The sequence below is a fragment of the Ruegeria sp. BC6 genome (assembly GCF_056539185.1).
In genome coordinates this window covers 1,091,072-1,110,539 of the sequence record NZ_JBQFUM010000001.1, presented here as the reverse complement: position 1 = coordinate 1,110,539, position 19,468 = coordinate 1,091,072, and the positions used below count along the sequence as shown (strand labels likewise).

Here is a 19,468-nt window from a genome sequence, read left to right as displayed (position 1 = left end):
GGGGGTACCCCACCGTTGCGATGGGTTTTGTCGGAGGGCAGGTGGGTTGGAAAACCACCCTGCGGCTTGCCTAGAGATTACGATCGTAGAAAGTCGACTTTCCAAGATGCTTTAAAGGTTCCATTGCGTCAGTCAGGCTGCCCTGCAGTTTTGTCTTTCACGATGAACGCCCAATTACTCAGGTTGCAATAACCAAAGAGAAAACACATCAGTCCTTTTGGTGGATTCGAGTTGAAGGTAAACAGCAAGCTGTAACCGTCGTTGTCGAAAAACACCAACTCCTTGTTACCTCTATTTAATGCTAGAAGGCCGCCCGATAAATTCGAAACCAACTCTAAATTTTGGTTTTTTATTGGTTGCGTAAACAACTCGACAGAAGCAAGAGTTTTGCCTCCAGATCGGACATCGAATGCTTTGCTTGTTGCACTCGCGACAAATAGCGTTGCTGTCAATGAGTAGAACGCGAACGCGACCAACACGACCCGATGCAGGAGGTGCAAATATGGCGCGAAGATGCGCAATAGCACGCGCCAAACAACCAGGGAAAGAGAGAATGCACCCAACTCCGGTGCAGCCCCAAAAACGACGAAAATAAACGCCGAAAAATAGATCAATCCAAAAAAAACTAGATCCAACAGTAGGCGAAGTAGGGGAGTCTCTTGGCGTGAAGACTTGTCTTCGTGTGGCTTGGCGCTGAAAAATAGATCGCCTCCGCCTTGGACAATAAGAATGACAACGAAACCGACCGTAGTTGGAAGCACAAGAACTGCACTCGACAGGAGCAGGTCGCCAATTTGCAGAACGTCCAATGGCTTAACGCCCAAGACCACCAGAAAAGTATATTGGTAGCAAAGTGCTAGCACAAATCCCGCTGCTGGAATTAGTGTAAGTACTCCAACAAGCTTTTCAATCGAGAAAAATTTCATGGTACAGAATAAATTCTAGTTGCCTATTTCCTAATCGCTTCAAACATCCAACTCCTCCACGAACCGCGCGTTCTCTTGGATATACTGGAACCTCAGTTCGGGTTTCTTGCCCATCAGGCGCTCGACCAGGTCGCCGGTCTCGCCGGGTTCGTCCTCGTCGATGGTGACACGGATCAATTTCCGCGATTTGGGGTCCATCGTGGTTTCTTTCAGGTCCTTGGCGTCCATTTCACCCAGACCCTTGAAGCGTGAGACGTCGATCTTGCCTTTGCCGCCCAGACCTTTCTCCAGCCATTCGTCGCGTTCGGCCTCATCCAGGCAATAGACGCGCTTGGCGCCTTGGGTCAGGCGGTAGAGCGGTGGGCAGGCCAGGTACAGGTGGCCCGCGTCGATCATCGGCCGCATCTGGGTGAAGAAGAAGGTCATCAACAGCGAGGCGATATGCGCGCCGTCCACGTCGGCGTCGGTCATGATGATGACCTTGTCATAGCGCAGGTCGTCGATGTTGAACTTGGTGCCCAGCCCGACGCCAAGGGCCTGCGTCAGGTCATTGATCTCGGCGTTGGTGCCCAGTTTCGAGCTGGCCGCGCCCAGTACGTTCAGGATCTTGCCGCGCAGGGGCAGCAGGGCCTGTGTCTTGCGGTCGCGGGCCATCTTGGCCGAGCCGCCAGCCGAGTCGCCCTCGACGATGAATAATTCGGTGCCGTCACGTGTTGAACTACTACAGTCCACCAACTTGCCGGGAAGACGGAGTTTCTTAGTGGCGGACTTGCGTTGTGTTTCCTTCTCGGCCCGTCGGCGCAGGCGTTCCTCGGCCCGCAGGATGAGGAAATCGAGGATCGCGCCGGCGGATTTGGTGTCGGCGGCCAGCCAGTTGTCGAAATGGTCGCGGACCGAATTTTCGACCAGCCGCTGCGCCTCGACCGTGGCAAGACGGTCTTTGGTCTGGCCGACGAATTCGGGTTCACGGATGAAGCACGAAACCAGCGCGCAGCCGCCGGTGATCAGGTCATCGCGGGTGATCTGGGCGGCCTTCTTGTTGTTGATCAGTTCACCGTAGGCCTTGATGCCCTTGAGGATCGCGGCCCAGAAGCCCGCAACATGAGTACCGCCTTCGGGCGTGGGAACGGTGTTGCAGTAGGACTGGATGAAGCCATCGCGCGACGGTGTCCAGTTGATCGCCCATTCCACTTTGCCGGGGGTGCCGAATTTCTCGTTGAAATCGACGGTTCCGGCGAAGGGCTGCTCGGAATAGGTCGAGGAGCCGTTCATCGTCTCCTTGAGGTAGTCCGACAGGCCGCCGGGGAAGTGGAAGGTGGCCTCGGTGGGCGTCTCGCCGTCGTCGATGGCGGTTTTCCAGCGGATTTCAACGCCCGAGAACAGGTAGGCCTTGGAGCGGATCGATTTGAACAGGCGGGCGGGTTTGAACCGGTGGTGGCCGAAGATCTCGGGGTCGGCGTGGAAGGTGACGGTGGTGCCGCGCCGGTTGGGAGCCGAGCCCACCTTTTCGACCGGACCCAGCGGGATGCCGCGCGAAAAGCGCTGTTCGTACAGCTCCTTGTTGCGGGCCACCTGTACGACCATCGAATCCGACAGCGCGTTGACCACCGAGGCGCCCACGCCGTGCAGACCGCCCGAGGTCTGGTAGGCCTTGCCCGAGAACTTGCCGCCCGCATGCAGGGTGCACAGGATCACCTCGAGCGCGGATTTGTCGGGGAACTTCGGGTGCGGGTCGATCGGAATTCCGCGGCCGTTGTCGCGCACGGTCAGAGAATAATCTTCGTGCAGTTCTACCTCGATACGATTGGCGTGGCCTGCAACGGCCTCGTCCATCGAGTTGTCGAGGATCTCGGCGACCATGTGGTGCAGTGCCCGTTCGTCGGTGCCGCCGATATACATGCCGGGGCGTTTGCGCACGGGCTCCAGACCTTCGAGGACCTCGATCGAGGAGGCGTCGTAGGTGGTGGTGGATTCGGGCGTCAACAGGTCGTCGGGCATGGGTGCTGCTCTTGTTTTTGGGTTGGGCCCATTATGGCAGGTGATGTGGGTCGGGGGAAGAGGGACGCGAGGTGTTGTATCAAACTTGCGGGCGGCGGCGGGTTGCAAAACGGGTGGTTTTCCCGCTGAGATGCGGAAATCTTGGAGGAGCAGGTGATGAGCTGGATCAAGACGATACCATTCGACGAGGCACGCGGTCGGTTGAAGACGCTGTATGACCGGGTCACGGGGCCTGGGAACAATGTGGACAACATCATGATGGTGCATTCCCTGCGTCCACATTCGATGGAAGGTCACATGGCGCTCTACAAGAATGTGCTGCACCATTCGGGAAACTCGGTTCCCAAGTGGTTTCTGGAAGTGCTCGGGGTCTGGGTCAGCTCGTTGAATCGCTGCGGCTATTGTGTCGAGCATCATTTCAGCGGGTTGCAGCGACTCTTGGGCGACGAGCAGCGCGGTTTGGCCATCCGCGCTGCGGTCGAGGCGGAAACACCCGAGACGGCGCCGTTGGACCCCGCACAGATGGCGGCGATGGAATATGCCCGAAAACTGACCGAGAACCCGGCTGGCCTGGCGGCGGCGGATATCGACGCGTTGCGATCTGTTGGCTGGGATGATGGTGAGATCCTGGAGATCAATCAGGTTTGCGCCTATTTCTCCTACGCCAACCGCACCGTTCTGGGGCTTGGCTGTTCGACCAAGGGCGACATTCTGGGGTTGTCTCCGAACAATTCGGACAATCCGGATGACTGGGGCCATCGGTGAAGGGCGCTGCCTCTTGCGTCCTTCGGCGTCGGGCGAAGAGTTGGTTCAGTTGTCCTGAACCCAATCGAGAATAGCGTCGGCCACCGCCTGAGGTTTCTGGTGATGCAGCCAATGGTCTGTACCGTCGATCTGCTTGCGGGTCAGGTTGGGTGCGAACTCCTCCAGCCCATCGGTGCATTCGGGAAGCAAGGCTTTGTCCCGCGGCCCCCACAGAAGCAAATGCGGGCAGAAGACTGTCAATCTGTCAACGGGCAGTTCCGGCAGGTCCGTGCAGGGCGCGCCCGGCTCAGCCACCACGAGGGGTGAGGCCCGGTACCAGTTCAGCATGGCGTCGAGCCGTTCCGGGCGGGCCCATTCGGTGCGATAGTCGCCCATGCGCGCGTCGCTCATCCAGTCCAACCCCATGCCATGCCGAAAGAATTGTTCGAGCTTGGCGAAGTTGTCGGCCGAAAGAAATTCTGCTGCATCGGGCGCGCGCAGGCGGTTGATGTATTGAGAGGCCTCGGATTGTTTGCCTCCTGCCGCAAGTTCGCGCTGGAACGGGACAGGGTGAACACCGTTGGCGATGATCAGGCGGCTGACCAACTTGGGGTGGAACATGGCAATTCCGTAAGCCACCGAGGCGCCCCAATCATGTCCCAGCACAGTGACGGGGTCGCCAACCTGCTCGATCAGCACGGCCATGTCCGACACCAGCTTTGACAGCGCATAGTTCGAAATACCCTCGGGGGCCCAGCTTTGACCATAGCCACGCTGGTCCGGCGCGATGCAGTGAAAGCGGTCCGACAGGTGCGGGGCCAGGTCGGACCACGCGCCGCCATACTCCGGGAAACCGTGCAACATCAAAAGCGTAGGCAGGTTGGGATCGCCCCAGCGGCGGACGAAGAACGGGTGGCCGTTGAGGTCGAAGAATTCGCTGTCCATGCGGGATGCCCCTGACTGAGTTCACACCTGCAGAGTTTTCGGAGCCGTCGCCGAAGTCAACTTGATACGGATCAACGCGGAAAAGATGCAGATCTGCTAGGCGTTTCGGCGGACAGTGACACAGGAGAGAGCATATGGACGCAGTGATCCGAAAAAAGACGACCGCAGCCCCCGTGGCCGTCATGGCCAAACCGAACGCGGACACCGAAGCGCCCACCCGCGAAAAGATTCGGCAGGCCTTTGAAAGCGGGGAGTATCCGTATCGCTCGAAATTGTCCCGGGCGGCTTATGAAAAGCAGAAGGCCCAGTTGCAGGCCGAATTGTTGAAGGTGCAGTTGTGGGCGCAGGAGACCGGGCAGAAGTTCGTGCTGTTGTTCGAGGGTCGCGACGCCGCCGGCAAGGGCGGCACCATCAAGCGGTTCATGGAGCATCTGAACCCGCGTCAGGCCCGGGTGGTGGCGCTGAACAAGCCGACCTGGGAGGAGAAGGGCCAGTGGTATTACCAGCGCTATATCCAGGAATTGCCCACCGTCGGCGAAATGGTCTTTTATGACCGGTCCTGGTACAACCGGGCCGGGGTCGAGCGGGTGATGGGGTTCTGCACCCCGAACGAATACCTCGAGTTCATGCGCCAGACGCCCGAGTTGGAGCGCATGATGGTTCGGTCGGGAATCCAGCTTTATAAATACTGGTTCTCGGTGACGCGGGATGAGCAGCTGCGCCGCTTCAAGAGCCGCGAGACCGACCCGCTGAAGCAGTGGAAACTGTCGCCCATCGACAAAGCCAGTCTGGACAAATGGGATGACTATACCGAGGCGAAAGAGGCGATGTTCTTCTATACCGACACCGCCGACGCGCCCTGGACCATCGTCAAGTCGAACGACAAGAAGCGCGCCCGGCTGAACTGCATGCGGCATTTCCTGTCGACGCTGGATTATCCGGACAAGGATCATGACATCGTGGGCCAGCCCGATCCTCTGATCGTGGGGCAGGCACATCATGTGGTTCATCGGTCGGATCATATTCTTGGTACGGCGATCCATCCCGAGGCGCGCGTCACCTGATTGGCCCGACGGGCGTCACCAAGGTCTCGAAGTGAAATTTCAGAGATCTCCCCTTGCCCCGGCTCGGGGCCGCGCATATGGCTGGCGGGATGAGAAAGGTCATGACATATCCCGCCCATTTCCGGGCCATTGCTGTGCTGGGGCTGCCGTTGATCGGTGGCCATCTGGCGCAATTCGCCATTGGCCTGACGGATACGATCATGCTGGGCTGGTATGGCGTCGAGGCACTGGCTGCGGTGACGCTGGCCAGCAGCTTTTACTTTGTTCTGTTTCTTTTCGGAGGCGGATTTGGCCTAGCCGTCATGCCGATGGTCGCGACCGCGGCCGCCGAGGAGGATGAAACCAGCATTCGGCGCAGCACCCGAATGGGTCTTTGGCTGTCGCTGCTGTATGGCATGCTGGTCATGCCGCTGCTGTGGTGGTCCTACCCGATTCTGATCGCCACGGATCAGGATCCGCAAGTGGCGCAAACCGCGTCCGAGTATCTGCGGGTTGCGGGCTGGGGTCTGTTCCCGGCGCTGGTGGTCATGGTTCTAAAATCCTATCTGGCCGCGCTGGAGCGCACCCAGATCGTGCTGTGGATCACCGTCGCGGCGGCAGTGGTCAACGGACTTACGAACTATGCACTGATCTTCGGCAACTGGGGCGCGCCGGAACTGGGCGTGATGGGGGCCGCGATTGCGTCGGTGGTCACGCAGACCGTGTCGCTGGTGGCGGTGATCATTTACGCGGTGAAAGTCCTGCCGGAGCATAACCTGTTCCAGCGGTTCTGGCGCCCGGATTGGGAGATGTTGCTGAGCGTCCTGAAGCTGGGTGTGCCCATCGGTCTGACCTTGTTGGCCGAAGTGTCTCTGTTCGCCATGTCCGCCTTCATGATGGGTTGGATCGGGCAGGTGCCGCTGGCGGCGCACGGGATTGCGCTGAACCTGGCGTCGGCGACGTTCATGGTGCATCTGGGCCTGTCGAATGCAGCAACGATCCGGGCCGGCAACGCGCTGGGGCGCAAGGATCGACCGCATCTCGAGAAAGGCGCAATCGCGGTTACGGGCATGTCCCTTGTGGTGTCCGTGCTGACAATCATCCTGTTCCTGACCTGCGCCGAGCCGCTCATCTCGGTATTTGTCGAACCGGACGACCCGCAGCGTCCCCAGATTCTGGCCATCGGGACCGGCCTGCTGGCCATGGCGGCCCTGTTCCAGCTGGTGGACGGCGCGCAGGTAATCGCTCTGGGCCTTCTGCGCGGGTTGCAAGACGCCAAGGTGCCCATGGTTATGGCAGGCCTCAGCTATTGGGTCGTGGGGATCCCCGCATCCTACTACTTTGGTTTCGTGCAAGGCATGGCCGGGATCGGAGTCTGGCTTGGCCTTGTTCTGGGCCTTGCCTGCGCGGCGGTCATGCTGATGGGACGGTTCTGGCTGCGATCCGTCCGCGTGGTAGGTGCGCCCGCCGCGTAGCGACAACCGCCAGGCTCAACCCTTCTCCAGCCGGTCGGCCTTCTTGCGCACCAGTACCGTGCGCAAGTCGTGCATCGCCAGCAGCAACCGGTCCGTGATGTCTTCCAATTGGGTATCGGTCGCCTTGGACTGGGCCCATTGCGTGGTCAGGTTCAGGTGATCGATCGTGCGGTGGATGTCGTCGACGTCGCGCCGCGCAAGCAGGGCTTTGCGTTCGTCCATCCAACGGGCGATTTCGGTTTTGTCCGCTTCGGTCAGGGTACCCTGACCATGCGGCTTGACCTCGCCGTTGCGGATGTTGATCACCGCGATCTGGTCCATTTCGATCCGGCGCTGCCGGTTCTCCGTGTCGATCTTGAACACGACCGCGCCGTTCTCGCGGACGCGAAAGTAATATTCGGGCAGTGCTGCGGACATGTTGAACCTCGGTCTTAGCTCAGGGACGCGCAGAACCGCTGGATGCGGGTGCAGGCCTCGGTCAAGGCTTCGTCTGAAGTCGCGTAGCTGACGCGGAAATTGGGGCTGAGGCCGAACGCCGCTCCAAACACTACGGCTACGTCGGCTTCCTCCAATAGGGCAGTCGCGAAGGCCTCGTCGGTGTCGATGACCGTGCCGGCCGGCGTGGTCTTGCCGATCAACCCGGCGATGGACGGATAGACGTAGAATGCGCCCTCGGGAGTGGGGCAGGTGATGCCGTCAATCTGGTTCAGCATCCCAACCACAAGATCGCGCCGGCGTTTGAAGGTTTCATTGTTCGGGGCAAGGAAGACTTGGGTGCCGTTCAGGGCCTCGACCGCGGCCCACTGGCTGATCGAGCACGGGTTCGACGTGGATTGCGACTGGATCTTGCGCATGGCCGCGATCAGCTCGACAGGGCCTGCGGTATAGCCGATACGCCAGCCGGTCATGGCATAGGCCTTGGAGACACCGTTGCACGTGAGCGTGCGATCATACAGCCCGGGTTCGACTTCGGCTGGCGTGCAGAACTCAAACCCGTCATAGGCGAGGTGTTCATACATGTCGTCCGACATGATCCAGACATGAGGATGCCGCATCAGAACATCGGTCAGAGCCTTGAGTTCGGCGCGGCTGTACCCTGCGCCGGTCGGGTTCGACGGCGAGTTGAAGATGAACCATTTGGTGTTTGGCGTGATTGCGGCTTCCAACTGGTCTGGGGTCAGCTTAAAGCTGTTTTCCAGTGTGGTCTCAACCACGACAGGCGAACCGCCCGCAAGCAGCACCATGTCCGGATAGCTGACCCAGTAGGGGGCGGGAATGATAACTTCGTCGCCCGGATTCATCGTCGCCATCAGCGCATTGTAAAGCGTCTGCTTGCCACCTGTTCCGACCGAGATCTGTGCGGGCGTGTAGTCCAGCCCGTGGTCACGTTTCATCTTGGCGCAAGCGGCCTGTTTCAGCTCGGGAATGCCGTCAGGCGCGGTGTATTTCGTTTTACCGGCGGCGATTGCGGCAACGGCTGCGTCCTTGATGTTCTGCGGCGTGTCGAAATCGGGCTCACCTGCGCTGAGGCCGATGACGTCCCGTCCGGCGGCCTTCAACTCGGCGGCTTTGGCCGTCATGGCAATGGTCGGCGAAGGTTTGACGCGCGACAGTGTCGCAGACAGAAAGCTCATGGCGGGCCCCGGTTTGTATGTTGCTCAGGACTGTCATAGGGTGCCGCCGAAACACGATCAAGCGATATGCTTTTGAAGAACTGGAGAGTTTGATGAGCGACGAAACCGACTGGTTCGGACCCGAGGCCGCGACATTCGGAGACCGGGTTGCAGGCGCACGCGAAGCCGCCGGCATGACCCAGACCCAACTGGCCCGTCGGCTGGGTGTCAAGAAGTCCACTGTGGTGGCCTGGGAGAATGACCTGTCCGAACCGCGCGCCAACAAGCTGTCGATGATGGCAGGTATGTTGAACGTGTCGATCATGTGGCTGCTGACCGGTGAAGGCGAGGGCATGGATGCTCCGGATATCGCGGAAGCCGCGGATATGGAGCTGGCACCGCTGGTCGCGGAGTTGCGCGCCATCCGAGGCGAGATGCGTGCCAGTTCCGAGCGCCTTGCGCGGGTCGAGAAAACGCTGCGGCTGAAGCTGGAGAAAGGCGAATGAACGACATCCGGATCAAGCGGCTGAAGATGCGGTCGATGCGGCGTGGCATCAAGGAAATGGACATCATTCTGTCTGCCTATGCCGACCAGCGGCTTGAGCGGATGTCTGCGGCCGAATTGGACCTGTACGAAGCTTTGTTGCACGAAAACGATCAGGACCTCTACCAATGGGTGACCGGGCAGGTCGCCGCCCCTGAACACTACACGAGCATGATCTTCGATATCTCGCAAGTATTTCAAAAGTAATGGGAAAACAGACTTAACCGATTCTTCGGAATTTTGCGTCAGAGTTTCCTGAGCGGCGCGATTGAATCGGAGGATCGGATGAGTTTGGAATTGCAGGTCTCCGCACCCGGAACCAAGGGGTTCATGTCCAGCTATCTCGAGGCGCTGGCATTGGTTGAACGTCTACATCGGTTGCTTCTGGACGTCATCAAGGACGAGTTCGAGCGGGTCGGCGTACTGGAAATCAACGCGGTGCAGGCGCTGCTGCTGTTCAACATCGGTGACCACGAGGTGACTGCCGGTGAACTCAAAAGCCGCGGCTATTATCAAGGCAGCAATGTCAGTTACAACCTCAAGAAACTGGTCGAGATGGGGTTCATGCATCACCAGAGATGCGAGATTGACCGACGTTCGGTGCGGGTGCGTCTGACACCTCGGGGGCGGGAAATCCGTGACATCGTGGCCGATCTCTTCTCGCGGCACGCCGAAGGGCTACAGGCCAAAGGTGTCCTTGGCACCGAAGGGATCGAAGAGATTACCAGCGCTTTGCGCCGGGTTGAACGGTATTGGACGGATCAGATCCGGTACATCTACTGACTACCGCCGTTCAATGGCAAAACTTGGGACAGGGTCAGCGAATCCAGCTCTCTAATCAGCTTGCGCGTCATCGCGTCTTCGTAGGCTTCAAATCCCAAAGCGGTTTCGACGAAGGCTCCGGGCCCCAGAATGACCCAAGCGTTGTAATAGGCCGACAACTCTCCGATTTGCACATACCGCTTGTCCCCGGTGCTGGGATCATCGGCTCCGATCACAAGCCCATTGATCGTGATGCCGGTTGCCTGCAGTTGGGCTTTGGCTTCTCGGGGATGGAGGCCGACATTGTGCTTGCCATCTCCTGAGAGGTCCAGCGTCCGCTTCCAGCAGGCGGCTTGGGCGTCCAACAAATCAGCCCCGTACTGCATGGCAGACCCCACCGCTGTGCCCTGAGGTGCCGATGACCGACGAGTGGATTGCAGGCGTTGCGCAATCCCGGACAAATCGGTCGGGGACCGAATATCGGTCCAGCCGACCAACAGCCGCTGGAAACCTGCCTCGCTCCATTCGAAAACAGAGATGCGAACGGGGGCTTCCGGATTTGACAGGATCAACCGCTCCACCTCCGGCCGTTGCAAGGCAGCGGCCAAGCCGTCCAATTGAAGCCGGTATTCGTTGCTGTCGACTGAGCCTGAAACATCCAAACCAAGCGCCAGGGCTTGCCGGCATTGAGCAGCGGCCGGGCTACCCAAGGCCAAACAACAAAGAGCCAGGGTACGAGTGATCATTCTGCCTTGCGCCCCAACGCGCCAACCTGAAGGCTGGTCAATTCCCGTTCCAACTTGCGTCGCATGGCGCGTTCAAAATCTTCGAACCCTTGAGCGATTTCCAAAAAGGCGTTTGGCCCATGCAAGACGTTGTTCTCAAAAAACGGGATGAGGAACAGCTCCCCTTCGAAATCCGCCGCATTTATGACCAACCCATTCACGGTTATGCGGTCGAAGGGAAAGTGGCGATAGGCGATCTGCGGACCGTATCCGTCGTTGTTCGAGCCGTCACCGGACAGGTCAATCGTTTGAAACAGGCATTGCGGAGCCTGCTCCATCAGCGAGGCCCCGAAAGCCAGGGCATATCCCATGGCGGTGGCCGAGCCGCTGTCAGATCTTTGGGACTCGCTCACCTGTGTTGCTGCAACAAGCAGATCAGCCTCGGTCTCGATCAGGCGCCAGGGAAGGACGATGTACTGGGCGTCGCGACCGCTCCACTCATAAACCGTCAGGGCTACGGGCAGCGGCGAGGAAAAGAACGCTTTCCGGACTTCCGGAGCGATCAAGGCTGAAGCCAGGCCCTGCCGCTGCAGGGCGTCTTCTTTGGCGTCGACCGAAACGGAGATGTCCAAGGCAAGCGCCAAGGCCAGCCGGCAGTTTTGGGCCTCAGCAGAGCTGGCCAGAACGGCCAGCCCCAATCCTGTCAGCCAGCGGATCACCAGTGGCCGGTGCTTTCCATGCTGGCCCAAGGTTCGGCCGGGGGCAGGGCATCGCCATTCTGCAGCAGTTCAACCGAAATGTTGTCAGGCGAGCGCACGAACGCCATGCGCCCATCGCGAGGAGGGCGGTTGATGACGACACCATTGTCGGCAAGGTGCTGACAGGTCTCGTAAATGTTGTCGACCCCATAGGCTAGGTGGCCGAAATGGCGGCTGTCGCTTGGCAAACCCTCATCGCCATCCCAGTTCCATGTCAGCTCGATCGGCCTGTCCTCCTGACCCGGAGGAGCCATGAAGATCAGCGAAAACCGCCCTTCCTCGCTGTCGTAACGGCGGGTTTCCTGGAGACCCAGCAGCTTGTAGAAGGCCATGGATTTTTCCAAATCCTTCACGCGCACCATGGTGTGGAGGTATCTAAGCCCCATCTCGGCGATCCTTTCGGTGTTGATGATTGTGTGCAGCTTAGCGCGCTGCAGGGGCGTGTCGAGGGGGCGGTCGCAGAGAAACCGAAAAATGCGCGACGCAGCACACATATGGCGGTTTCAGTGCTGATGTTGCCGATATATAGTGGTCGGCGACTCATTTCAAAAACGAGGTATGTCCATGCCGCTGTCCGCCGAACAACTGGCCGAGATCGAAGAGCAACGCGCACAAACGCAGTCGACCCGCCGTGTTGTGGCTCCGGGTATGGAACGGCACCTCTACACTGCGCATCCTGTTCTGGACCACGGATTCGTGCGGGTCATCGACTATATGGGCGATGATGCTGCGATCTGCCAGGCGGCCCGCGTGTCCTATGGCAAAGGTACGAAGTCCGTACAGAATGACGAGGGGTTGATCCGCTATCTGATGCGCCACTGGCATTCGACCCCGTTCGAGATGTGCGAAGTGAAACTGCACGTGAAACTGCCAGTCTTCGTGGCCCGCCAGTGGATCCGCCACCGGACGGCCAACGTCAACGAATACTCTGCTCGCTATTCGATCCTTGATCGGGAATTCTACATTCCCGCGCCGGATCAATTGGCTGCGCAATCAGCGATCAACAATCAGGGGCGGGGCGAGGCGCTGCAGGGCGAAGAGGCTGCGCGCGTGCTGGACATTCTCAAGGCCGACAGCGCCCGCTGCTACGACAATTACGAAGCGATGATCGGCCAGGATGGCCAGCAGGGTCTGGCGCGTGAACTGGCGCGGATGAACCTGCCGGCAAACATCTACACGCAGTGGTATTGGAAGGTGGACCTGCACAATCTGTTCCACTTCCTGCGCCTGCGGGCAGATCCGCATGCGCAATACGAGATCCGCGTCTATGCCGAAACCATGTGCAAGATCGTGGCCGACTGGGTACCGTTCGCGTACAAGGCGTTCGAAGACTATCGCCTGGGTGCGGTCAACCTGTCGGCACAGATGGTCGAAGCGCTGCGTCGGATGCTGAAGGGCGAGCAGGTGACGCAGGAAAACTCGGGCATGACCGCGCGCGAATGGCGCGAGTTCGAAGCGGTGATCCGCGAAGGCTGATCGCCACCTGTTCGGATTGTCATGATCCTGTTACACTTTGGGCATGACGTTCAGCTTGATGTTTAGAACTGCGGCGATCGCTTTGTTGCTGGGCCAGCCGGCCTACGCAAAGTCGCCAATCGCTGAGGTGATCTGTGAGCCCACGGCGCGGATGCATGACAAACTGCGCCACCAATTCGGGGCGCAGCAGACCGCCTCTGGTGTTCGGGGACCCGAGCAGATCATGGAGGTGTGGACCAGCCGTCGCGGTGACTGGACCCTTGTCGTAACCTATGCGACCGGGACGTCCTGCATTGTGGCCATGGGCGACAACTGGACAAACCGCATCGAGGCCGACCCGACGCGAGGTTAGACTATCCGGGAAGAGGGTGGACAACGGCCTGTCAATTGGCCGTTGACCTTGTTTCGTCGCACCCGCCAGTTGGCGGGCCCTTTTACAATGGCTTCAAATCAGCCGCCATTTGGCGGCCGTCACGTCCGTCCTGCAACTCGTACGAGACTTTCTGATTGTCGGCGAGTCCGGTCAGGCCGGATCGTTCTACGGCCGAGATATGCACAAACACATCCTTACCCCCTTCATCGGGGGCAATAAAACCATAGCCTTTGGTCGTATTGAACCACTTCACGGTGCCGGTTGGCATTTCCCGTGTCTCCTTCTCCTTGCGCGTCACCCAGCAAATCGGCAGGGCATAGTCAAAGCGACCACAAACCCACGCAGTTCCGAACGAACGAGACGGCGTAAATTGTGTGTTTCGCCTTTTTCAACATTGCACGGTGAAGTAAAAAATCAAGGAATACTGGGTTAACCTATTCGTTTTGCCCGAAATTGCTGCAACGACCGGAGTGGATACATCATGCGCCTTTTTGGCCTGAAGACCTGCGATACCTGCCGTAAGGCACTGAAATCACTGCCTGATGCCGAATTCATTGATGTCCGAGGTGCGGGTGTTCCTTCGGAGGTGTTGGCCAAAGCGTTTGACCAGTTCGGCGAAGCCTTGCTCAACACCCGCTCGACAACTTGGCGTGGATTGGACGACGATCAACGCTCGCGACCACCGCTGGAACTGCTGGCGGATCATCCTGCCCTGATGAAGCGTCCGCTGATCGAACGTGACGGGCACTTGTTCCTGGGCTGGACCCCGCAAACCCGCACAGCCCTTGGCATTGCTTAAACGGGTGACTATCTGAACCGGCGCAACAATCAGGAATACTTCATGCGAAACGCAGCCATGATATTGGGTGTCATTGCCGGTCTGGTCGGAATGATCGTCGGTTTTTTTGGGTACGGGTTTGTCGAGCTTGTGGATCGTTACGGCGAGATCGAGGGGCTGGCAGAGCAGGTGGAAAACCCTCAGCTTATCAAGACAGCATCGCTTCTGGCGCCGTTGCTGGCGATTGCCGGGGGGGGCATGGCGCATGCGCGTGCTCTGTTGGCCGGTGTGTTGTTGCTGATTTCCGCGGCGGGGATGTACTATGCCTTTGGCTTCGGCGTGTTCACCATGTTCCCGATTGCCTTCGCCGGCGTTGCGGGGCTGCTTGGGATCGCCGCGGGCAAGCCGGACGAACCCAAAGCGCATTTCTAGATCATTTCAGGCGTAGAACCCGGTCGAGCGAGAGCGGGCCCGCGCCGTTGATCACAATCACCACGAACAGGAAGGTCCACATAACCCGTTGATCCATCAGGGTGATGGTGTTGTCGAACAGACCGCCCAGCTTGACCCCGTGCCCGGTGACATCGGTGAAGGTCTGGACCCAGATGAACCCGATCATGCCGAGGGCGGCAAGGCGGGTGAACAGCCCCACCAGCAGCAACGCAGGCAGGATGAATTCGGCCCAGGTTCCGGCGACGGCAACGGGCCAGGTAAAGAACCCAAGCTGCGAGCTGTCATAGCCGACGGCCTCCATCGCCTTGGGAAAGATCTGCACATAGGCCCCATCTGAGGGGAACAGGAATCCGAAAAACCCGCTGCCCAGCTTGGTCATGGCCGAGTTCCAGTAATAGACCAGAAGAACCGCTATGAAAGTCAGCCGCGCCACGGTCGGCGTCAGCCAGTTCGAGGCGTGGTCCAGCTTTCCGAGAACGGAATTGTGCATAGAGATCAGGGCAGTCATGTTTCCGGCCTTTCGATAGTCACTGAAGTAATCGCACTGCCCTGCAGCAGCAGTGCCAGGGTGGCGCCCAGGTCGAACGCGGGCGTCCGGGTGGTGGTTGCCTCGAAGGCCTGACCAATGGTCTGGCCGGCCTGCATGGCGGTGATCCAGTCGAACCCGGCGGGTGGCAGCAGGTGGGGCGACGGGTCAAATTCGGGGCGCGTGATCAGCACGTCCTCGGCGCTGGGTTGGGGCTTTGGCGCGCCGTCTTCGGTGTTGTACCGCCAGATGGCGTGGATGGGCCAGTCAGACCGGATCAGGTGCTTGGCCGGGGCAAAGCCTAGCCGGGCCTGCATCAGGTCTTCGGGCGGCAGGGCAGCCAGCGCGTCGGGCGCGATCGGTTGGCTGTCGGCGGCGTGGTAGGACCGGCGCAAGGCCAGTTCCAGCCGTGCCACGTCGGGCAGATAGCCAAGATGCGCCAGCTGTTCGGTGCCGGCTAGGAACTCGGGGAAGTTCTCGCCATAGAACATCATCAGCGGAGAGCTAGGCGGGTGCTGACGCAGATAGATTCCGGCCAGACCGTCCATGTTCTGCGGACCCAGCAGCTTGGTGATGACCGGAAATGCCTGGTGCATGGCTTCGGTCAGCGACACGGCCACGTTGTTGCGGTAGACGCTGAAACGGCGTCCGGCGGGACGGGCCTGGTCGTCCTGCAGCCCCTCGGGCACGGGGGCCGCCGGGTCCAGCAGGGCGGCCCGGAATTCTGATTGCGAAACGCTCATGCTGGGATCCGGTCCAGCGCGGATTGCGCGCGTTCGGCCTCGGAGCGCAAGGTGGGCCAGTCGGGCACGTCATTGTCCCATTCGATCAGCACGGGTTTGGGGCCTGACCGGTCGAGCACATAATCCAGCAACGCCCAGACCGGATCGACGACGGCGCGGCCGTGGCTGTCGATCAGCAGGGGTTGGCCGTGATCGTCCTGATCCTCGTCATGGCCGCCAAGGTGGATCTCGCCAACCTTGTCCAGAGGGTAGGCGTCGATATAGGCCTGCGGACTGTAATTCAGATTGGTGGCCGAGACGAACACGTTGTTGACGTCCAGCAGCAGGCCACATCCGGTCCGGTGCGCGACCTCGCGCAAGAAGTCGGGTTCTGACCACGTGCTTTCGGCAAAAGCGAGATAGCTGGAAGGGTTCTCCAGCAGCATCTGCCGGCCCACGGTCTCTTGCACCTGATCGATATGATCGCAGATGCGGGCCAGTGTGGCGTCGGTATAGGGCAGGGGCAGCAGATCGTTCAGGAACTGGCTGCCATGGGTAGACCATGCCAGATGCTCCGAAAAGCTGGCCGGGTTCAGCCAGCCGACAAGATTCTTCAGGCGAGCCAGGTGCTCGGCGTCCAGCGGGCCTTCGCCGCCGATGGACAGGCCCACTCCGTGCACCGAGATGGGAAACCGTTCGGACAGGTGGCGCAGCTGCGCCAGCGGTCGGCCGCCGTCGCCCATGTAGTTTTCGGCATGGATTTCCAGCCAACCGACGGGGTCGGGCTGGTCAAGGATCTCGGCATAGTGCTGCGGCTTGTAGCCGACCCCGGGCGCGGCCGGCAGCCGTTGCGTTCTGCGGGCGTGATCCAACATCGCGTGATCCTTCTCAGCAAGAAACAGGGCGGGCTGTTTGGTTTAGCCCGCCCCTGACATTCCTTCCCGTGCCTTATGCCGGCAGATCGCGTTCCAGCGGCTCGAGCGAGCCTTTGCGGGGCGTTCCATCCGCAGATTTGGGCAGCTCGATGTCGGCGCAGGTGCCCGCATCGACCAACGTCCAGGCGTTGCCTTGGTAGTCCACGGTCGAGGTGCCGGCACACGTGGTGCCCGGTCCGGCGGCGCAGTCGTTCTGGCCTGCCAGCGATACGCCATAGCATTTTTCTTTGGCCTGAGCGGCGGCGGTGGTTGCAGAGCCCGCAACGGCTGCGGCAACGGCGCTTGCGATTACGAGGGTTTTGGCGGTGTTCGACATCTCAGGTAATCCTTTTCGTGATTGCGTATGTCTGCTTGTGACAGTGACAAAGGTAACGGCTGACACTGCTCTGTTGAATTCACGAGCCCGTGTCTCACGGCCGTGTCAGGGAGCGTTAATGCCCCTTGCAAGTTAACACACTGTAATAAATTAGGAAATCCAGAAATGTTTCAATCCGGCCCCGTGCTGGGGGCCGGATTGGCGGCAAGACTGTGCCGAATGTTACAGAAGATCAGGGGGCGTTGCCGCGTGCGCCAGTTCTTTTGTTACAGCGTCAAGCGGCTGGACCTGGGTCTGCTTCTCGCCCAGGCGGCGGACGCTGACGGTGCGCTCTTCGACCTCGCGGTGGCCGACGGCCAGGATCACCGGCACCTTGCCGACCGAATGCTCGCGGACCTTGTAGTTGATCTTCTCGTTGCGGATGTCGGCCTCGGCCCGGACACCGGCGGCCTTGAGTGTATCGACCACTTCCAGAACATATTCATCGGCCTCGGAGGTGATCGAGGCCACGACGACCTGGCGCGGCGCCAGCCAAAACGGCAGTTTGCCGGCGTGTTCTTCGATCAGGATGCCGATGAACCGTTCGAACGACCCCAGGCAGGCGCGGTGCAGCATCACCGGACGGTGTTTGGCCCCATCGGCGCCGACATAGGTAGCATCCAGCCGTTCGGGCAGGACGAAATCCACCTGGAATGTGCCGCATTGCCAGTCACGCCCGATTGCGTCGGTCAGGACGAATTCCAGCTTCGGCCCATAGAAGGCGCCCTCGCCGGGGTTCAGTTCCGGCTCGACCCCCGCAGCGCGGGTGGCGGTCAGCAGGGCTTCTTCGGCCTTGTCCCAGACCTCGTCCGAGCCGGCGCGCTGTTCGGGGCGATCCGAGAATTTGACCTTGAAACTGTCAAAGCCCAGATCTTTGTAGACATCGGTCAGAAACCCGATGAAGCGGGCACATTCGTCGCCGATCTGGTCCTCGGTCGAGAATATATGCGCGTCGTCCTGGGCAAAGCCCCGGACCCGCATGATGCCATGCAGCGCGCCCGAGGGTTCGTAGCGCGCGCAGGATCCGAATTCGGCCATACGCAGCGGCAGGTCGCGATAGGATTTCAGGCCCTGTTTGAAGATTTCCACGTGGCACGGACAGTTCATCGGTTTGAGCGCGTTTACGGCCTTTTCGCGGGCGTGTTCCTCGTCAACTTCGACGATGAACATGTTCTCCTGATACTTGTCCCAGTGGCCCGAGCGTTCCCACAGCTTGCGATCGACCACCTGCGGGGTGTTGACCTCGACATAGCCGCCGCGGTGCTGGGCACGCCGCATATAGTCCTGAAGCTGGGTGTAGATGGTCCAGCCGTTGGGGTGCCAGAAGATCTGGCCCGGGGCCTCTTCCTGCATGTGGAACAGGTCCATCTCGCGGCCCAGCTTGCGGTGGTCGCGCTTGGCGGCCTCTTCCAGCATGTGCAGGTGCGCCTTGAGCTTTTCCTTGCCGGTAAAGGCAACGCCATAGATACGCTGCAGCATCGGGCGGTTGCTGTCGCCACGCCAGTAGGCGCCGGCGATGGACATCAGCTTGAAGGCGTCGCCGGGCAGCTGGCCGGTATGCTGCAGGTGCGGGCCGCGGCACAGGTCCTGCCAATGGCCGTGCCAATACATGCGTACCGGTTCGTCACCCGGAATCGCCTCGATCAGTTCGACCTTGTAGGGCTCGTTGTTGGCCTTGTAGAACGCGATGGCACGCTCGCGGTCCCAGATCTCGGTGGTGACGGGATCGCGCTTGTTGATGATCTCTTTCATCTTTTTCTCGATGAGGCCGAGATCTTCGGGCGTGAAGGGTTCTGCGCGGTCGAAGTCGTAATACCAGCCGTTTTCGATGACCGGGCCGATGGTGACCTTGGTGTCGGGCCAGATTTCCTGCACCGCGCGGGCCATCACGTGCGCGAAGTCGTGGCGGATCAGCTCGTTGGCCTGGGCCTCGTCCTTCATCGTATGGAGAGCGATTTCGGCATCCTGTTCGATGGGCCACTGCAGGTCCCAATGCTGGCCGTTGACGGCGGCCGAGATGGCCTTTTTCGCCAGCGAGGTGGAGATGTCGGCAGCGACCTCGGCCGGCGTGACGCCTGCCGCGTAGGATCGGGAATTGCCATCGGGGAAGGTAAGAGAGACGGATTTTGAATCCAGGGCCATGGTCTGGCTCTCCTCGTCGGTTTGGCGCCCACTGAACGCCCGGTTGCGGGTTATGCTGTCGGGTCCGTTTGGCAGGTGGTGGTGGCTGTGTCAAGCGTTGGCGGGCAGAGGGCTCTGCTCCAAGCGTGCCGCGGGATATCTGCCGCCAGATGACGGAGGGGCGGGAATTGCACTT

Annotated in this window: 24 protein-coding genes; 10 read left to right on the top strand and 14 right to left on the bottom strand. The window is 60.1% G+C overall.

Annotated features, from left to right (window positions below):
- Nucleotides 1-128: 128 nt before the first annotated feature.
- Nucleotides 129-926: a hypothetical protein gene (locus ACR0MM_RS05550; RefSeq protein ID WP_480694873.1), complete on the bottom strand. Its 798-nt coding sequence runs from the start codon at nucleotides 924-926 to the stop codon at nucleotides 129-131.
- 39 nt (nucleotides 927-965) lie between these two features.
- Nucleotides 966-2,924 carry a DNA topoisomerase IV subunit B gene (gene parE / locus ACR0MM_RS05545; RefSeq protein ID WP_480694871.1) on the bottom strand — a complete coding sequence of 653 codons (1,959 nt, stop codon included), beginning with the start codon at nucleotides 2,922-2,924 and terminating at the stop codon, nucleotides 966-968.
- Between the two features lie 156 nt (nucleotides 2,925-3,080).
- Here parE and ACR0MM_RS05540 point away from each other — a divergent pair, with 156 nt between their 5' ends.
- Entirely contained in the window at nucleotides 3,081-3,689 is a 609-nt protein-coding gene (locus ACR0MM_RS05540) for a carboxymuconolactone decarboxylase family protein (RefSeq protein WP_170358483.1), read from the top strand.
- Between the two features lie 45 nt (nucleotides 3,690-3,734).
- Here ACR0MM_RS05540 and ACR0MM_RS05535 read toward each other — a convergent pair whose 3' ends face one another.
- Nucleotides 3,735-4,613 (bottom strand): alpha/beta fold hydrolase, encoded by an 879-nt coding sequence (locus ACR0MM_RS05535; protein ID WP_170509166.1) that lies wholly within the window; start codon nucleotides 4,611-4,613, stop codon nucleotides 3,735-3,737.
- Nucleotides 4,614-4,795: 182 nt separating this feature from the next.
- Between ACR0MM_RS05535 and ppk2 the strand changes: the two genes are divergently transcribed.
- Both ppk2 and ACR0MM_RS05525 read left to right on the top strand, forming a co-directional pair.
- Nucleotides 4,796-5,677, top strand: coding sequence for a polyphosphate kinase 2 (gene ppk2, locus ACR0MM_RS05530; protein ID WP_254430284.1), 882 nt, complete (start codon nucleotides 4,796-4,798; stop codon nucleotides 5,675-5,677).
- A gap of 101 nt (nucleotides 5,678-5,778) precedes the next feature.
- Nucleotides 5,779-7,131 carry an MATE family efflux transporter gene (locus ACR0MM_RS05525; protein ID WP_170370764.1) on the top strand — a complete coding sequence of 451 codons (1,353 nt, stop codon included), beginning with the start codon at nucleotides 5,779-5,781 and terminating at the stop codon, nucleotides 7,129-7,131.
- Between the two features lie 15 nt (nucleotides 7,132-7,146).
- Here the strand turns inward: ACR0MM_RS05525 and ACR0MM_RS05520 are convergent, their stop codons facing one another.
- Together ACR0MM_RS05520 and ACR0MM_RS05515 are read right to left on the bottom strand one after the other, a co-directional pair.
- Complete coding sequence (locus tag ACR0MM_RS05520; RefSeq protein WP_093962573.1) at nucleotides 7,147-7,548, bottom strand: hypothetical protein; 402 nt, start codon at nucleotides 7,546-7,548, stop codon at nucleotides 7,147-7,149.
- A 14-nt stretch (nucleotides 7,549-7,562) separates the two neighbouring features.
- The gene (locus ACR0MM_RS05515; protein WP_480694868.1) at nucleotides 7,563-8,765 is read right to left on the bottom strand and encodes a pyridoxal phosphate-dependent aminotransferase; all 1,203 of its coding nucleotides are present in this window, start codon (nucleotides 8,763-8,765) and stop codon (nucleotides 7,563-7,565) included.
- A 92-nt stretch (nucleotides 8,766-8,857) separates the two neighbouring features.
- Between ACR0MM_RS05515 and ACR0MM_RS05510 the strand changes: the two genes are divergently transcribed.
- The 3 genes from ACR0MM_RS05510 (at nucleotide 8,858) to ACR0MM_RS05500 (ending at nucleotide 10,071) form a co-directional block, all read left to right on the top strand.
- The gene (locus ACR0MM_RS05510) at nucleotides 8,858-9,250 is read left to right on the top strand and encodes a helix-turn-helix domain-containing protein (RefSeq protein WP_170363091.1); all 393 of its coding nucleotides are present in this window, start codon (nucleotides 8,858-8,860) and stop codon (nucleotides 9,248-9,250) included.
- The gene (locus ACR0MM_RS05505) at nucleotides 9,247-9,495 is read left to right on the top strand and encodes a succinate dehydrogenase assembly factor 2 (RefSeq protein ID WP_480694866.1); all 249 of its coding nucleotides are present in this window, start codon (nucleotides 9,247-9,249) and stop codon (nucleotides 9,493-9,495) included. Before ACR0MM_RS05510 ends, ACR0MM_RS05505 begins: the two co-directional genes overlap by 4 nt.
- A 78-nt stretch (nucleotides 9,496-9,573) precedes the next feature.
- Nucleotides 9,574-10,071, top strand: coding sequence for a MarR family winged helix-turn-helix transcriptional regulator (locus ACR0MM_RS05500; protein WP_093962569.1), 498 nt, complete (start codon nucleotides 9,574-9,576; stop codon nucleotides 10,069-10,071).
- Here the strand turns inward: ACR0MM_RS05500 and ACR0MM_RS05495 are convergent.
- The 3 genes from ACR0MM_RS05495 to ACR0MM_RS05485 are packed head-to-tail and all read right to left on the bottom strand — an operon-like array spanning nucleotide 10,065 to nucleotide 11,919.
- Entirely contained in the window at nucleotides 10,065-10,796 is a 732-nt protein-coding gene (locus tag ACR0MM_RS05495; protein WP_480694864.1) for a DUF1194 domain-containing protein, read from the bottom strand. The two genes, ACR0MM_RS05500 and ACR0MM_RS05495, sit on opposite strands and share 7 nt — an antisense overlap.
- A complete protein-coding gene (locus ACR0MM_RS05490; RefSeq protein WP_170538845.1) occupies nucleotides 10,793-11,494 on the bottom strand; it encodes a DUF1194 domain-containing protein in 702 nt (233 codons plus the stop codon). The genes ACR0MM_RS05495 and ACR0MM_RS05490 overlap by 4 nt, the downstream gene beginning before the upstream one ends.
- Complete coding sequence (locus ACR0MM_RS05485; protein ID WP_170337804.1) at nucleotides 11,491-11,919, bottom strand: VOC family protein; 429 nt, start codon at nucleotides 11,917-11,919, stop codon at nucleotides 11,491-11,493. The genes ACR0MM_RS05490 and ACR0MM_RS05485 overlap by 4 nt, the downstream gene beginning before the upstream one ends.
- Before the next feature lie 178 nt (nucleotides 11,920-12,097).
- Between ACR0MM_RS05485 and thyX the strand changes: the two genes are divergently transcribed.
- Both thyX and ACR0MM_RS05475 read left to right on the top strand, forming a co-directional pair.
- Entirely contained in the window at nucleotides 12,098-13,009 is a 912-nt protein-coding gene (thyX, locus tag ACR0MM_RS05480) for an FAD-dependent thymidylate synthase (protein WP_480694862.1), read from the top strand.
- A gap of 58 nt (nucleotides 13,010-13,067) precedes the next feature.
- Nucleotides 13,068-13,361, top strand: a complete 294-nt coding sequence (locus ACR0MM_RS05475; protein WP_170529059.1) for a hypothetical protein — start codon at nucleotides 13,068-13,070, stop codon at nucleotides 13,359-13,361.
- An 82-nt stretch (nucleotides 13,362-13,443) separates the two neighbouring features.
- On the opposite strand, the gene ACR0MM_RS05470 is transcribed toward ACR0MM_RS05475, so the two are convergent.
- Nucleotides 13,444-13,650: a cold-shock protein gene (locus ACR0MM_RS05470; RefSeq protein ID WP_008758035.1), complete on the bottom strand. Its 207-nt coding sequence runs from the start codon at nucleotides 13,648-13,650 to the stop codon at nucleotides 13,444-13,446.
- A 213-nt stretch (nucleotides 13,651-13,863) separates the two neighbouring features.
- On the opposite strand from ACR0MM_RS05470, the gene ACR0MM_RS05465 reads away from it, so the two are divergent.
- Nucleotides 13,864-14,181 (top strand): ArsC/Spx/MgsR family protein, encoded by a 318-nt coding sequence (locus ACR0MM_RS05465; protein ID WP_170338265.1) that lies wholly within the window; start codon nucleotides 13,864-13,866, stop codon nucleotides 14,179-14,181.
- Nucleotides 14,182-14,223: 42 nt separating this feature from the next.
- Nucleotides 14,224-14,592: a hypothetical protein gene (locus tag ACR0MM_RS05460; RefSeq protein ID WP_480694860.1), complete on the top strand. Its 369-nt coding sequence runs from the start codon at nucleotides 14,224-14,226 to the stop codon at nucleotides 14,590-14,592.
- Nucleotide 14,593: 1 nt separating this feature from the next.
- Here ACR0MM_RS05460 and ACR0MM_RS05455 read toward each other — a convergent pair whose 3' ends face one another.
- The 5 genes from ACR0MM_RS05455 to thrS form a co-directional block, all read right to left on the bottom strand.
- Nucleotides 14,594-15,121 carry a DoxX family protein gene (locus tag ACR0MM_RS05455; RefSeq protein ID WP_480694858.1) on the bottom strand — a complete coding sequence of 176 codons (528 nt, stop codon included), beginning with the start codon at nucleotides 15,119-15,121 and terminating at the stop codon, nucleotides 14,594-14,596.
- A complete protein-coding gene (locus tag ACR0MM_RS05450; protein WP_480694856.1) occupies nucleotides 15,118-15,882 on the bottom strand; it encodes an HvfC/BufC family peptide modification chaperone in 765 nt (254 codons plus the stop codon). Before ACR0MM_RS05450 ends, ACR0MM_RS05455 begins: the two co-directional genes overlap by 4 nt.
- On the bottom strand, nucleotides 15,879-16,736 hold the full coding sequence (gene bufB, locus ACR0MM_RS05445; RefSeq protein ID WP_480694854.1) for an MNIO family bufferin maturase: 858 nt from the start codon (nucleotides 16,734-16,736) through the stop codon (nucleotides 15,879-15,881). The genes ACR0MM_RS05450 and bufB overlap by 4 nt, the downstream gene beginning before the upstream one ends.
- Nucleotides 16,737-16,809: 73 nt before the next feature.
- Nucleotides 16,810-17,112: a BufA1 family periplasmic bufferin-type metallophore gene (locus ACR0MM_RS05440; protein ID WP_005982123.1), complete on the bottom strand. Its 303-nt coding sequence runs from the start codon at nucleotides 17,110-17,112 to the stop codon at nucleotides 16,810-16,812.
- Nucleotides 17,113-17,334: 222 nt separating this feature from the next.
- Entirely contained in the window at nucleotides 17,335-19,293 is a 1,959-nt protein-coding gene (gene thrS, locus ACR0MM_RS05435) for a threonine--tRNA ligase (protein ID WP_480694852.1), read from the bottom strand.
- Nucleotides 19,294-19,468: the final 175 nt, after the last annotated feature.